General features: G+C 39.0%; 13 protein-coding genes. 7 read left to right on the top strand and 6 right to left on the bottom strand.

Annotated elements, in window-relative coordinates; all coding sequences use genetic code 11:
• Positions 1–59 precede the first annotated feature (59 nt).
• The 3 genes from pspC to pspA form a co-directional block, all read right to left on the bottom strand.
• Positions 60–458 (bottom strand): envelope stress response membrane protein PspC, encoded by a 399-nt coding sequence (gene pspC, locus GQR56_RS02340; RefSeq protein ID WP_166109014.1) that lies wholly within the window; start codon positions 456–458, stop codon positions 60–62.
• Positions 455–688: an envelope stress response membrane protein PspB gene (gene pspB, locus GQR56_RS02335; protein ID WP_024612319.1), complete on the bottom strand. Its 234-nt coding sequence runs from the start codon at positions 686–688 to the stop codon at positions 455–457. Before pspB ends, pspC begins: the two co-directional genes overlap by 4 nt.
• A 72-nt stretch (positions 689–760) precedes the next feature.
• Entirely contained in the window at positions 761–1,420 is a 660-nt protein-coding gene (gene pspA / locus GQR56_RS02330; RefSeq protein ID WP_024612318.1) for a phage shock protein PspA, read from the bottom strand.
• Between the two features lie 186 nt (positions 1,421–1,606).
• Here pspA and pspF point away from each other — a divergent pair, with 186 nt between their 5' ends.
• The 7 genes from pspF (at position 1,607) to GQR56_RS02295 (ending at position 8,604) form a co-directional block, all read left to right on the top strand.
• Positions 1,607–2,671 carry a phage shock protein operon transcriptional activator gene (pspF, locus tag GQR56_RS02325; RefSeq protein WP_024612317.1) on the top strand — a complete coding sequence of 355 codons (1,065 nt, stop codon included), beginning with the start codon at positions 1,607–1,609 and terminating at the stop codon, positions 2,669–2,671.
• A 15-nt stretch (positions 2,672–2,686) separates the two neighbouring features.
• A complete protein-coding gene (locus GQR56_RS02320; RefSeq protein WP_166109013.1) occupies positions 2,687–4,294 on the top strand; it encodes an ABC transporter substrate-binding protein in 1,608 nt (535 codons plus the stop codon).
• Entirely contained in the window at positions 4,294–5,328 is a 1,035-nt protein-coding gene (locus GQR56_RS02315; RefSeq protein ID WP_166109012.1) for an ABC transporter permease subunit, read from the top strand. The genes GQR56_RS02320 and GQR56_RS02315 overlap by 1 nt, the downstream gene beginning before the upstream one ends.
• Positions 5,315–6,208 carry an ABC transporter permease subunit gene (locus tag GQR56_RS02310; RefSeq protein ID WP_024612314.1) on the top strand — a complete coding sequence of 298 codons (894 nt, stop codon included), beginning with the start codon at positions 5,315–5,317 and terminating at the stop codon, positions 6,206–6,208. Before GQR56_RS02315 ends, GQR56_RS02310 begins: the two co-directional genes overlap by 14 nt.
• Complete coding sequence (locus GQR56_RS02305) at positions 6,209–7,201, top strand: oligopeptide/dipeptide ABC transporter ATP-binding protein (protein ID WP_024612313.1); 993 nt, start codon at positions 6,209–6,211, stop codon at positions 7,199–7,201.
• Positions 7,201–7,962: an ABC transporter ATP-binding protein gene (locus GQR56_RS02300; RefSeq protein WP_024612312.1), complete on the top strand. Its 762-nt coding sequence runs from the start codon at positions 7,201–7,203 to the stop codon at positions 7,960–7,962. The genes GQR56_RS02305 and GQR56_RS02300 overlap by 1 nt, the downstream gene beginning before the upstream one ends.
• A gap of 156 nt (positions 7,963–8,118) precedes the next feature.
• The gene (locus tag GQR56_RS02295; protein ID WP_166109011.1) at positions 8,119–8,604 is read left to right on the top strand and encodes a VOC family protein; all 486 of its coding nucleotides are present in this window, start codon (positions 8,119–8,121) and stop codon (positions 8,602–8,604) included.
• Between the two features lie 67 nt (positions 8,605–8,671).
• On the opposite strand, the gene GQR56_RS02290 is transcribed toward GQR56_RS02295, so the two are convergent.
• The 3 genes from GQR56_RS02290 to lon form a co-directional block, all read right to left on the bottom strand.
• Positions 8,672–10,573 carry a SurA N-terminal domain-containing protein gene (locus GQR56_RS02290; RefSeq protein WP_166109010.1) on the bottom strand — a complete coding sequence of 634 codons (1,902 nt, stop codon included), beginning with the start codon at positions 10,571–10,573 and terminating at the stop codon, positions 8,672–8,674.
• Between the two features lie 171 nt (positions 10,574–10,744).
• Positions 10,745–11,035: an HU family DNA-binding protein gene (locus GQR56_RS02285; RefSeq protein WP_157849304.1), complete on the bottom strand. Its 291-nt coding sequence runs from the start codon at positions 11,033–11,035 to the stop codon at positions 10,745–10,747.
• 192 nt (positions 11,036–11,227) lie between these two features.
• Complete coding sequence (lon, locus tag GQR56_RS02280) at positions 11,228–13,588, bottom strand: endopeptidase La (RefSeq protein WP_024612309.1); 2,361 nt, start codon at positions 13,586–13,588, stop codon at positions 11,228–11,230.
• Positions 13,589–13,649: the final 61 nt, after the last annotated feature.

Here is a 13,649-nt window from a genome sequence, read left to right as displayed (position 1 = left end):
TGTCTTGCACCCTATCTGCCGTAATTTATCACGCTACAAACAAGGTGCTTATAAATCCTTTAAAGTTTATTAATTTCACGGCTTACCGTAAATTCGCTCGAAGTAACATGGCGTTCCATATCTTGTAAGCGAACATCTACACGCGTTAAGCGCTCTTTTAAATCTTGCAATGCGCGGCGTGGTGGCTCGCCTTTTTGCCAGACTTTAAATTTTACTTCTAACGGATCGTCATGTTTAGTTGAATTTGTATTCGCTGTAGCAGGTTCTTTTTTATCTAAAATAAACCACGCTGCAATATACGCTACCACAAATAATGGACCACCTGTTAGCAGTACCGCACTAACAAATATAATGCGAACTAACCATAACTCCATATTAAAGTAGTCACTTAATCCCGCACATACGCCGGCAATTTTACCACGCTTTGGGTCTCTTAATAATTCGCGTTTGGTACTCATACTTTGCGTCTCCATTGTGGTGACTCTTGATCAAGCAATGCTTCTAGCGTTTCTACTCTATCAGCCATTTTTTCAGCTTTGTGTGCGAGTTCAAGTAACTGGCGATGTTCGTGTTCACTTAACCCTTGGCTTACTTGTTTTTTGCTACGGTAGTGTAAAATTAACCACAGTGGAGCAACAAAAATCATAAACAAGATAAATGGTGCAACTAGTATCTCTGGGTCAAACATAATCCTCTCCTGACAATCCGTTTTGATGTTTTTAAGCTGGGGCACATGGGCCCCATATATTTTTATATGTAATTATTTATTAGCCAGCTTCTTTTTAAGTTTGGCTAGTTCATCATCTATCTTTTCATTTTTTTGTAAATCAGCAATTTCGTCTGCTAACGTTTGTTTACCTAAATCGTAAGACTCAATTTGAGATTCTAGTCCATCAATTTTAGTTTCGTAGCGTTCAAAGCGATTAAGAGCATCTTCTACCTTTGAGCTATCAAGCGCTTTTTTCACTTCAAGGCGCGACTCAGCCGAACGTTGACGCAGTATAATCGCTTTTTGACGTGATTTAGCATCAGCTAACTTATCTTGAAGTGTTGTAACTTCTTGTTGTAGCTTTTCAATATGAGAATCTACATTTTCAAGCTCACTTTGTACTGCGGCTACTGCATCTGCCGACTTTTGCTTTTCAAGTAGCGCTGAACGCGCTAAATCGTCGCGGTCTTTACTTAAAGCCAGTTCGGCTTTATCTTGCCAATCACTTACCTGTGCTTTAAGTGTTTCTACACGGCGTACAATTTCTTTTTTCTCTGCCAATGTTTTAGCTGACGTAGAACGTACCTCAACAAGCGTATCTTCCATCTCTTGAATTATCAGACGAACCATTTTTTCTGGGTCTTCTGCTTTATCTAAAATGGCGTTGATATTAGAATTAACAATATCTGCAAAACGTGAAAAAATTCCCATAACATTTACCTCTGTAATTTAAACTTAGTTAGTCTGCTCTAACTAGTATCAATATGCTTGCCAACTTTTCAAAAGTTAAAATACACTGTATTTTCATTACGTTAAACTATATAGACAAATTACTTTAGTTATCTATGATTATGAAATACACTAACTGTTAGTAAAAATGACCAAGAGTTAGGAAATATGAGCCAATATCGCCAGCAAGATAATTTACTCGGCCAATCAGATAGCTTTCTGTCTGTATTAGATCAGGTATCGCAACTCGCTAATTTAGATAAACCGGTACTTATTATTGGTGAACGCGGCACAGGTAAAGAATTAATAGCAGCACGCTTACACTTTTTATCCAAACGTTGGGAGCAAAACTACGTAAAGCTTAACTGTGCAGCGCTTAACGAAAACCTACTCGAAAGTGAATTATTTGGTCATGAAAGTGGTGCTTTTACAGGTGCAAGTAAACGCCATGAAGGTCGTTTTGAGCGCGCTAATAGCGGTACTTTATTTTTAGATGAGCTGGCTAACACATCGCCAATGGTACAAGAAAAACTGCTACGCGTTATAGAATACGGCGAATTTGAACGTGTTGGCGGCAAACAAACAGTAAAAGTAGATACTCGTTTAGTGTGTGCTACAAACGAAGACTTACCCTATTTAGCTGAGCAAGGTGAGTTTAGAAGTGATTTACTCGACCGTTTAGCATTTGATGTAATTACCCTACCGCCACTGCGAGAGCGCCAAGACGATATTATGCTACTTGCCGAGCAATTTGCGATGAATATGGCACGTGATTTAGAGTGGGAATTATTTAGCGGCTTTACTCGAAGTGCTACCGAAACACTCCTTAGTTACAATTGGCCTGGTAATATACGAGAACTTAAAAACGTAGTTGAACGTAGCTTATATCGTCACGGCAGTGAACATATCCCCGTTCACCAGATTATTTTAGACCCATTCGATAGCCCATTTAGACCAAAGCCACGTGTAAAAGCCGTTGCAGCCTCACCAATAATTGCACCAGAGCCTGTAATTACAGCGACTCCTGTTGTACAACAAAACATTGAGCTTGCTGCTAATATTCAATTTCCATGCAGCTTAAAAGAACGCTCAAACGACTTTGAAATAAACATGATTAATAAAGCACTCGAACATAGCCAATTTAATCAAAAGAAAACTGCAGAAGTACTTGGTTTAACGTATCATCAATTACGTGGTTATCTAAAAAAATACAATTTGTTGGATCAACAATAGTTAGAGGTTATGCGGGTGCATAAATTATTACTTTCTTTGCTAGCAGCCACTTTAGTTGGCTGTATAGATAGCAAAGAAGAAATCATAGAAGAAAAAAATCAAGGCTTAGTTTATTGCGCTGAAGCTAACCCTGTGTCGTTTAATCCGCAAGTAACAACCACGGGTTCGACTATCGATATTATTGCCAACCAATTATACGACCGACTAATTAGTATTGATCCCGTTACGGCTGAATTTCAAAGTGAATTAGCTACCGATTGGAAAATCAGTAAAGATGGTAAATCGGTAACCTTTACCCTGCGTAAAGGTGTTAAATTTCATACAACAGCTTATTTTACTCCTTCGCGTGACTTTAACGCCGATGACGTTATTTTTACGTTTAGCCGACTATTCGATGTGTATAATCCTTATCACTTTGTAGGTGATGCAAATTATCCTTATTTTCAAAGTGTGGGAATTGATCAGCTAATCCGAAAAATTGTTCGCGTGTCTGACTATCAAGTACGCTTTGAATTATTTAGCGCAGAAAGCAGCTTTTTAGCAAACATGGCAACTGACTTTGCGGTTGTGCTTTCAGAAGAATACGCAACAAAGCTAAAAGAGAACGACCAAACTAACCTATTTGATCAGTACCCTGTTGGCACAGGACCGTATATTTATAAAGAATATCGCCGCGACCACTTAGTACGCTTTTACAGAAATCCGCTGTACTGGAAGCACGATGTAGCACTTGAGCAACTCGTTTACGATATAACGCCTAATGGCACTGCTCGTATTGCTAAAATGCTGACTAAAGAATGCGATGTAACAGCCCACCCTAGCAGCGCGCAATTGAGTATTTTGGCTCAGCGTGATGATATAAATATCGAAAAAGAAACAAACTTAAATGTTGGCTATTGGGCATTTAATACAGAGCGTGCTCCATTTGACGACCTCAGAGTACGCCAAGCACTCGCGCATGCCATAGATATAGATAAAATTATGCAAGCAGTGTATTACGGTAACGGTACGCGTGCACAATCAATTTTACCACCAACATCGTGGGCTTTTGAACCACAAGAAAACATTCCAACCTTTGACCCTGAGCTTGCCAAAAAACTATTAATAGAAGCTGGGTTACCTAATGGCTTTGACATGAATATTTGGGCAATGCCGGTAAGCCGTATTTATAATCCCAATGCTCGAAAAATGGCTGAGCTAATGCAAAGTGATTTACGCAAAGTGGGTGTTAACGTAAGTATTGTAGAATACGAGTGGAATACGTTTATTCAACGTATTGGTGAGCATCGCCACGACAGCGTATTACTTGGTTGGGCTGCTGATACACCAGATCCTGATAACTTTTTTAGCCCACTGCTTAGTTGCTCAGCAACCTTTAGCGGAAAAAACCCAGCAAACTGGTGTGACCCTGAATTTGATTTACTCCTTACCCAAGCTCTCGATACGACAGATTTAAATATGCGTAAAAAATACTACGAGCAGGCGCAAAGTCTTATTATTGATAAGCTGCCATTATTGCCTATTGCTCATGGTTTGCGTTTTCAGGCAAGCAGTTCTGATGTAGAAGGCATAACACTTGGACCATTTGGTGCTATTTCACTAGCTAATGCGAGGAAAAAGTAATGATCTTAGATTATATTTTTCGTCGCCTTGGTTTATTTTTTTTTATGATACTACTGCTGAGTATCTTTACTTTTTCACTCGCCTATTTATTCCCAGGTGATCCACTCAGTAATTTAAGCGGCATACCAAGTAGTAACTTTACCCAGCACAGCGAGCTCGAAGATAAGTACTTATATGATAGTAATTACTTTATGCAATATATCGCCTTTTTAGGACGCATTTTTCAAGGTGATTGGGGCGTTTCTTTTGCATCAGGGCAAAACGTATTTTCTCATATTGTTGATTTATTACCTGCTACATTAGAGCTCAGTATTTATGCACTTTTTGTATCGGTTGTGGTAGGTGTACCTGTTGGTATTTTAGCTTCTGTTTATTATAAACGTTGGCCCGACAAACTAATTAACTCGACTGCTATTGTTGGTTATTCAATGCCCGTTTTTTGGTTAGCGCTATTACTTATTATGGTGTTTTCGTTAAAGTTAGGTTGGTTTCCTATGTCGGGAAGAATGGGATTACTTTACGAGATTCCATCTGCTACTGGTTTTATTTTAATTGATATTGCCTTAGCCAATTTTCCCTATCAGGGTTTTGCTTTTTTAGATGCATTGCGCCATTTAACTCTGCCCACCATTGTGCTTGCTATGTATCCAACCACAGTATTAATTCGCTTTACGCGTGAATCAATGCTTAAAGTAATGGATCAAAACTTTATAAAAACAGCTAGAGCAAAGGGTCTTAATCGCAGACAGCTAATAATGCACCACGCGCTGCGAAATGCTTTGCTACCGGTAATTAAACAGATTGGTTTGCAATTTAGTACGCTCATAACACTTGCTATGATAACCGAAGTTATTTTTTCGTGGCCAGGTATTGGTCGCTGGTTAATTGACAGTATTTATCAACGCGATTTCCCCGCGATTCAAGGCGGATTAATGGCGGTTTCGCTCTTTGTTATTTTAGCCACCATCATAACTGAGCTTACTTATACTCTATTCGACCCAATTTCACGGAACCAAACCCATGGCAAAGTTTAATTTATTTTCTGAAGAGTCGAATACATCGCCACTTGCGCGATTTTGGCGTAAATTCAAAAATAATCATCCAGCATTAGTTGGCCTATGGATATTTTTAGCGTTTGCCTTACTTGCTGCAAGTGCTCCCTTTTTAGCTCCATATGGTGTAAATCAGCAGCACAGTGATGCATTACTTATTCCGCCTTCGTGGCGAGAAATGGGCGATGTACGCTTTATTTTAGGCACCGATGATTTGGGTCGAGATGTACTTTCTCGTTTAATGAATGGTGCTACATATACTTTTGGTTTATCGGTAGTGGCCGCATTGCTCACCACTATTATTGGCGTTTTAGTAGGTACTTTTGCAGGTATTAGCCGAGGGCTTCGTTCAAGTTTTTTAAATCATTTACTTGATATAACGTTATCTATTCCCTCTTTGTTGCTGGCTATTATTATTATTGCGGTGCTCGGTCCTGGTTTAATGAATACGGTTTGGGCTATTATTTTGGCGCTCCTTCCGCAGTTTATTCACTCAATTAAAAGCTTAATTGTTGACGAGTTAAATAAAGATTATATAACTGCATTTAAGCTCGATGGAGCGTCTAATTGGCATATAATATCGCGCGGTATATTCCCTAATATTTACGAGCATATTGTGGTTATATTTACGATGGCGCTTTCTACGGCAATTTTAGATATTTCGGCATTAGGCTTTTTAAAATTAGGCGCTCAACCACCGACTACAGAATGGGGGGCAATTTTAGCTGAAAACCTAGGTCTCATTTATTTAGCGCCTTGGACTGTTGCACTACCCGGTGTACTATTATTTTTAGCAGTGCTTTCAACCAACTTAGTGGGCGACGGGCTGCGACAAGTGTTAAAAGAACGTAAGGCTGATTAAATGCAATTACTAGATGTTCGAAACCTAACTATTGAGCTGCGCACCTCTGAAACGGTAATTAGAGCCGTAGACCGAGTGAGTTTTAGCTTAAAAGAAGGCGAAGTACACGCACTTGTAGGCGAGTCAGGCTCAGGAAAGAGCCTAATAGCAAAAGCAATTGTAGGTGTTCTTAACGAACGCTGGGATATTACCGCCGACAGAATTCACTGGCGCGGTGTTGATTTAATGCGTTTAACACCCGAGCAACGCCGTAAAACAGTAAGCCAAGACATAGCAATGATCTATCAAGATCCAAGCCGATGCCTTGACCCTACTGCTAAAATATTTGACCAAATAGCCGAAACACTGCCTGAAATTGCAAGTAAAGGGTTTTTCTTAAAGCGTAACCGCGAACGAAAAGATCGCGTTAAGGCACTCATACACAAAGTGGGGATTAAAAACCACGAAGCCGTACTGAGCAGTTACCCGCATGAACTCTCTGAAGGTGTGTGCCAAAAAGTCATGATTGCAATGGCTATTGCACGTACTCCTAAGTTATTAATTGCCGACGAACCTACTACAGCACTTGAGAGCACAACTAAAGCACAAGTTTTTAGATTATTAAAAAGTCTGAATCAATTAAAAAACATGTCAATTTTAATGATTTCTCATGAACTCGAAGAAATTGCACATTGGTCGCATGGAATTCATGTTTTATATTGCGGACAAATGGTCGAAGCTGGACCTACGCACAAAATATTTAGCCAGCCGCGCCACCCGTATACACAAGCATTATTAAAAAGCTTGCCAGACTATGAGCAAGGTTTAGCCCATAAAGAGCCTTTTTATGCGCTTAAAGGCACTATTCCTACACTACAGCATTTACCTATTGGTTGCCGACTAGGACCACGTTGCCCACAAGCACAAAAAGCATGTGTAGTAACTCCTAAGTTTACAAAGCACAACGGACACAGTTATGCGTGTCACTTTCCGCTAATTAAGGATATGAGATAATGCAGCCTTTATTAAAAGTACAAGCTCTGTCAAAAACGTTTAATGTGCGAGCGGGGCTTTTTAGCCGTAAAAAATTTGAAGTATTAAAAAATATTTCATTTTCGGTTGGTAAAGGTGAAAGCATTGCAGTTATTGGCGAAACGGGTTCAGGAAAAAGCACCTTAGCAAAATTGCTCTCTGGTGCTGATAGTGCTGATAGCGGGCAAATTTTACTCGAAAATAACATTATCGAAAATAATGGTGTTCGCGACAATCAATGTCGTCATATCCGTATGATTTTTCAAGACTCAGGTGCGTCGCTAAATCCAGGATTAACTATTGGCGATATGCTCGACGATTGTCTTTTATATAATACTGATTTTGAAAAACTAGAACGTATAGAAAAAATTAATACAACGTTATCTAAAGTGGGTCTATTAATAGATCACCAACATTACTATCCACATATGTTTAGTGTAGGGCAATTACAGCGTGTAGCGCTCGCTCGTGCATTAATTTTAGATCCGAAGGTTGTGGTGCTCGACGAAGCTGTTTCGTCATTAGACCCCTCTATACGTGCGCAAATTGTTAATTTATTACTAAAGCTTCAACGAGACACTGGGCTGACTTATGTGATGATCACTCATCATTTAAGTTTAGTGCGCCATATTAGCGACCAAGTTATTGTGCTCGATAAAGGTGAGGTAGTTGAATACGGCCCCACTGAATCTGTATTTCAAAACCCACAATCTAAAGTTACCCAACGTTTACTTAGCTGTTAATAACAGCTTTCTTACCAGCAAACCTCAACTTGTGTGCAATGTAACCTCGTTTATAAAGGTCTTTATTAAATGTATTGCATTTAATACCAATTTTATTAAAAACATAATCAATAATTTAATGTAATTGGTATAACACCTAAATTATAAAGAGGACCTATGCTTAAAAAAACATTACTCACCGGTATTTCATCGCTATTACTTTTATCAACAACGGTTATTGCCGATGTAACCCCTAAAGATCAAAACTGGGTTGGTGGAGTTGATCATCTAGGGTTAACAGTATCAAACCTTGATGCTTCTAAAACATTTTTTGCTGATGTACTTGGTTTTAAAACGCTAGGAAGTGACCCAACCTACCCTGCTTATTTTTTATCAAACAATAAAATAACCATTACATTATGGCGCGTTAAAAATGATGAAAAACGTGTGGAGTTTAATCGCGCAGAAAATGTGGGCTTACACCACTTAGCACTCAGTGTTGAGAGTATTGAAAAGTTAAGCGAGCTTCACAAACACTTAAAAATGCAAAATAATATTATTATAGAATTTGCACCTGAAAACCTAGGTAAAGGTCCAACGCAACATATGATGATTAGAGAGCCTAGCGGTAATCGTATCGAGTTTATTGCCAGACCTAGCTAATATAAACTTTATTCAAGACAATAAAAAAGGCGCTTTTAAAGCGCCTTTCTTTATGAACTAAAATTAATTACTCAACTGGTTGTGTAGTCGTTGGTAAATTAAGTTTAGCTTTCGCCTTTAACGCTTCAATAAATACCATATAGTTTTTATTAGCTTGCGCCATAGTAATGCTTTGTTTTGCTTGTGGGTCAATGTTAGCTGCAACTTGTGCATTTGTAACCGACTTAAGCGCAACAATTGCTGCATCGCCATTATTTAAATAAACAAGTTCAACTACAGGGGCACCTGCTGGGTGAGCCATTTTAAATGCCTGAGTCGCAATAGCTGGCGAAACAGTATAGCTTTGACGCGTTAACTTAGCTTCTTGGCGAACTGTTAAGTTTTGCTCACTAGCAACGTCATTTAAGCTCTTACCTGCTTGTACATCTGCAAATAAGGTGCGTGCTTTTTCTTTAGCAAGCTCTGATGACTTTTCATTAACTAAGCGTGCTTTTATTTCTTCACTCACTTCACTCAATGGCTTAGTTGCAGCAGGCTTGTGCTCATTTACACGAACCACAATCGCATGCTCATTTCCAAGCTCAATAATCTCAGAATTTACTTTATCTTCAAGTAAATCAACTGAAGATAATGCAGTAATAACTGATGGAGTGTTTAACGGCTCTGGTAATTCATTAAGAGATAAAAGCGCTGTTGATTTAACTTCAACGTCTGCAACTTCAGCTGCATCGTCTAAGCGGTCTGAAATTTCAAATGCTAATGCACCCATTTCACTTTGCTTTTCGTAAAACGCATCTACTTTCTCAGCTTGCTCAAGCTCTGCACGTAAGTCAGCTTTTACGCTGTCGAACGATTTAACTTGCTCAGGTTGAATATCAGTTAATTTAATTATGTGGTAACCAAACTCTGAAGCAACAACGTCTGAAATATCACCTTTGTTTTCAAGTGCGAATGTCGCATCTTCAAAAGCAGGATCCATTACATCACGCTCAATCCATTCAAGGTCGCCACCAATTTCGCCACTAACAACATCATCAGATGATGTTTCTGCTAGCTCAGCAAAATCTGCACCTTGTTTTAATTGTGCTAATAACGCATCCGCTTTTTCTTTGGCAACATCATCATCTTCACTGTTATCAATTAAGATATGCGAAACGCGACGTTTTTCTGGCTCAATATATTGTGCTTTATTTTGCTCGTAATACGCTTTAACATCGTCTTCAGTTACTGATTCTACAGTTATGTCATCGGCTTTAAGCTCAATATAATTTACTGAAATAAGCTCAGGCGATAAAAACTGTGATGCATTTAGCTCATAGTAATCAGACACTTCTTCATCAGATACTTCTACAGTGGTAGCTAATGCTTCTTTATTTACAACCAAGTAATCAATACTACGTGTTTGTTGCTGTAGAGCAATTGCGCTTTTAAGTTCGCTATCTAGTGCAAACTCAGTACCGGCAACAGCAGATACAAGCTGACTACGTGTCATATCTTTACGTAGGTATTCACGAAATGCATCTGGTTGGAAATTCATTTGACGAATAACTTGTAGGTAACGGTCGTTATTAAACTGCTCACCTACTTGAAAATATGGTAGTTCTAAAATTGTTTTACGTACACTTGCGTCGCTAACGCGAAGACCTAAATCAGCCGCTAGTTGTGATTGCAATTCTTGTTGTACTAAGCGGTCAACTACACCTTGGCGAATTTGTGCCATGTAATTTGGATCTGCTGCAATTTGTGTAAAGTACTCACCAAATTGTTGCTCTAAGCGACTACGTTCGTTTTGATAAGCACGGTTAAAATCGGTTTGGCTAATTTTAATTCCATTTACTTCAGCAACGGGTTGTTCTGTGGTTTGACCTAAGTAACTACCGATCCCTGCTAAGGCAAAAGATAAAATCACCGCGCCTAAAATTATTTTGGCTATAGGTCCTTGCGAACCTTCTCTGATTTTCTCAAGCATTTGTTTATCTCTTTTCGATCAAGGTTTTTTACCTTGTCACATGTAAAAAAAGCGTATCTTACCAGATACGCTTTTTCACTTGAAGTAACTGGCGGTAAAGTTACTTAATTCATCATCTGCGATTATTAAGTACTTGTACATTCGCCATAACTAATGTGTTTAAAACAGTGATTAGTTTACTGCGTCTTTAAGCGCTTTACCGGCTTTGAAAGCAGGAATGTTAGCAGCAGCAATTTGAATAGTTTCACCAGTTTGTGGGTTACGGCCTGCTCGTGCAGCACGTTCACGTACTGAGAAAGTACCAAAACCTACAAGTGCAACTGAATCGCCATCTTTTAGCGCGCCAGATACAGATTCGATGAATGAATCAAGTGCACGACCTGCAGCCGCTTTAGAAATGTCAGCATCAGCTGCGATTTGATCGATTAATTGAGATTTATTCACAATATCATCCTCTTTCATTGTTATTATCAAGAGCGATGGTTTTTTAAACTAACATCACTTTTTTGAAAATTTTAGAGCAAACTAATTATGCTCACATGATTATATTTTTCTTAAGCCTAGGCCCTATAAGGGCTAGGCTTGAAAACCAGTGCTTAACTTATCATACCGTTTAGATTTGAAAAGCCCTAAAAAGCACTTTTTTTAGGTTTTTTACTGCTTTTTTGGTGTTTCGACTGAAAAAGTCTCAACTGGGTGCACTAAAGCTAGTTTTAAAACTTCGTCAATCCAAGTAACAGGGTGAATATCTAAGCCTGCCAGTACGTTTTCTGGGATCTCTTTTAAGTCACGTTCGTTAATTTTTGGAATAATTACTGTTTTAATACCGCCACGATGCGCCGCTAATAACTTCTCTTTTAAGCCACCAATAGGAAGTACTTCACCACGTAATGTAATTTCACCAGTCATCGCTACATCAGCGCGTACAGGATTACCTGTTAAGCTCGACACTAAACCGGTTACCATTGCGGCGCCTGCACTTGGACCATCTTTAGGCGTAGCGCCTTCAGGTACGTGTACATGAATATCACGCTTTTCATAAAAGTCGCTGTTAATACGAAATGCTTCAGCTCGATTACGTACAACGGTCATTGCAGCTTGAATCGACTCTTGCATTACATCACCAAGTGAGCCGGTATAAGTAAGCTTACCTTTACCTGGTACTGCTGCGCACTCAATAGTTAATAAGTCACCACCAACCTCTGTCCATGCAAGACCGGTAACTTGACCTATGCGGTCACCATCTTCAGCTTTACCATAGTCAAAACGTTGCACACCTAAAAACTCTTCAAGGTTGTCTTGATCAATAGTGACGGTAGTTGTGTCTTTTTCGATTAAGATATTTTTAACCGCTTTACGACACAGCTTAGAAATTTCGCGTTCTAAGTTACGAACACCCGCTTCTCGCGTGTAGTAACGAATAATGCCAATGATTGCACTGTCAGCAATCTCAATTTCATGCTCTTTTAAGCCATTACGCTTAACTTGCTTAGTAATTAAATGCTCTTTTGCAATATTTAGCTTTTCATCTTCGGTGTAACCCGATAAACGAATAACTTCCATACGGTCTAATAGCGGACCTGGAATATTAAAGCTGTTCGATGTTGCAACAAACATAACATCTGATAAATCGTAATCTACTTCTAAGTAATGATCAGCAAAATGACTATTTTGCTCAGGATCTAATACTTCAAGTAATGCAGATGCTGGATCACCACGCATATCTGCAGACATTTTGTCGATTTCGTCTAACAAGAACAATGGGTTTTTAACGCCCACTTTAGTCATGTTTTGAATTAATTTACCTGGCATTGAGCCAATATAAGTTCGACGATGACCACGAATTTCAGCTTCATCACGTACACCACCAAGCGCCATACGGATGTACTTACGCCCAGTAGAACGTGCAATAGACTGACCTAATGACGTTTTACCCACACCAGGAGGTCCTACAAGGCACAATATTGGACCTTTAAGCTTATTTGTACGCTGTTGTACTGCTAAGTACTCTAAAATACGTTCTTTAACTTTTTCTAGACCGTAATGATCACTATCAAGAATTTTTTGAGCGCCCGCTAAGTCTTTTTTCACTTTAGAGCGTTTTTTCCACGGTACATTAATTAACGTATCAATATATGAACGCACTACAGTGGCTTCAGCCGACATAGGCGACATCATTTTAAGTTTATTAAGTTCTGTGGTCGCTTTTTCTTGTGCTTCAGTTGGCATACCTGATTCTTCAATGCGCTTTTTAAGGGCTTCAAATTCATCAGGCACATCATCAAGCTCACCAAGTTCTTTTTGGATAGCTTTCATTTGCTCATTGAGGTAATACTCGCGCTGAGATTTTTCCATCTGCTTTTTAACACGGGTACGAATTTTTTTCTCAACTTGCAATAAATCTATTTCGCCTTCCATCAATGCCATTAAATATTCAAGGCGCTCTGTAACGCTTGATATTTCTAGTACTTTTTGTTTTTCAGGTACTTTTAATGGCATATGAGCGGCCATTGTATCGGCAAGGCGCGCAGGCTCATCAATACCCGACACTGACGTTAATACTTCAGGTGGGATTTTTTTATTTAGCTTTACATAACCTTCAAATTGGCTAATTGCACTGCGAATGAAAACATCTTGCTCTTGCTCGTCTATTAAATCAGATTCAATAAACTGCGCGGTAGCAACAAAAAAGTCATCGTTATCGACAAATTCTTCAATTTTCGCACGTTGTGTACCTTCCACTAACACTTTTACAGTGCCGTCAGGTAGTTTTAGTAACTGAAGTACTGTGGCAATAGTACCAATACGATAAATATCATCTTGCTCAGGTTCATCTACAGTTGCATCTTTTTGTGCAACCAAGAAAATTTGTTTGTCTTTGTCCATTGCCGCTTCTAGGCATTTTATTGATTTTTCACGGCCTACAAAAAGCGGGATCACCATGTGTGGATATACCACTACATCGCGCAGTGCAAGGACTGGGATTTCGACTCGGTCGGTTCTCTCAAGCGTCATTATATTTTCTCTTCGCACTTTATTTATATTAAAGATTACTCAAGTATATGGGGATAACCTA

It is taken from the genome of Pseudoalteromonas sp. Z9A5 (assembly GCF_011378875.1).
Classification (GTDB): Bacteria; Pseudomonadota; Gammaproteobacteria; order Enterobacterales; family Alteromonadaceae; genus Pseudoalteromonas.
Note: the sequence above shows the minus strand (reverse complement) of the source record. Positions and strands in the feature narration are given on the sequence as shown.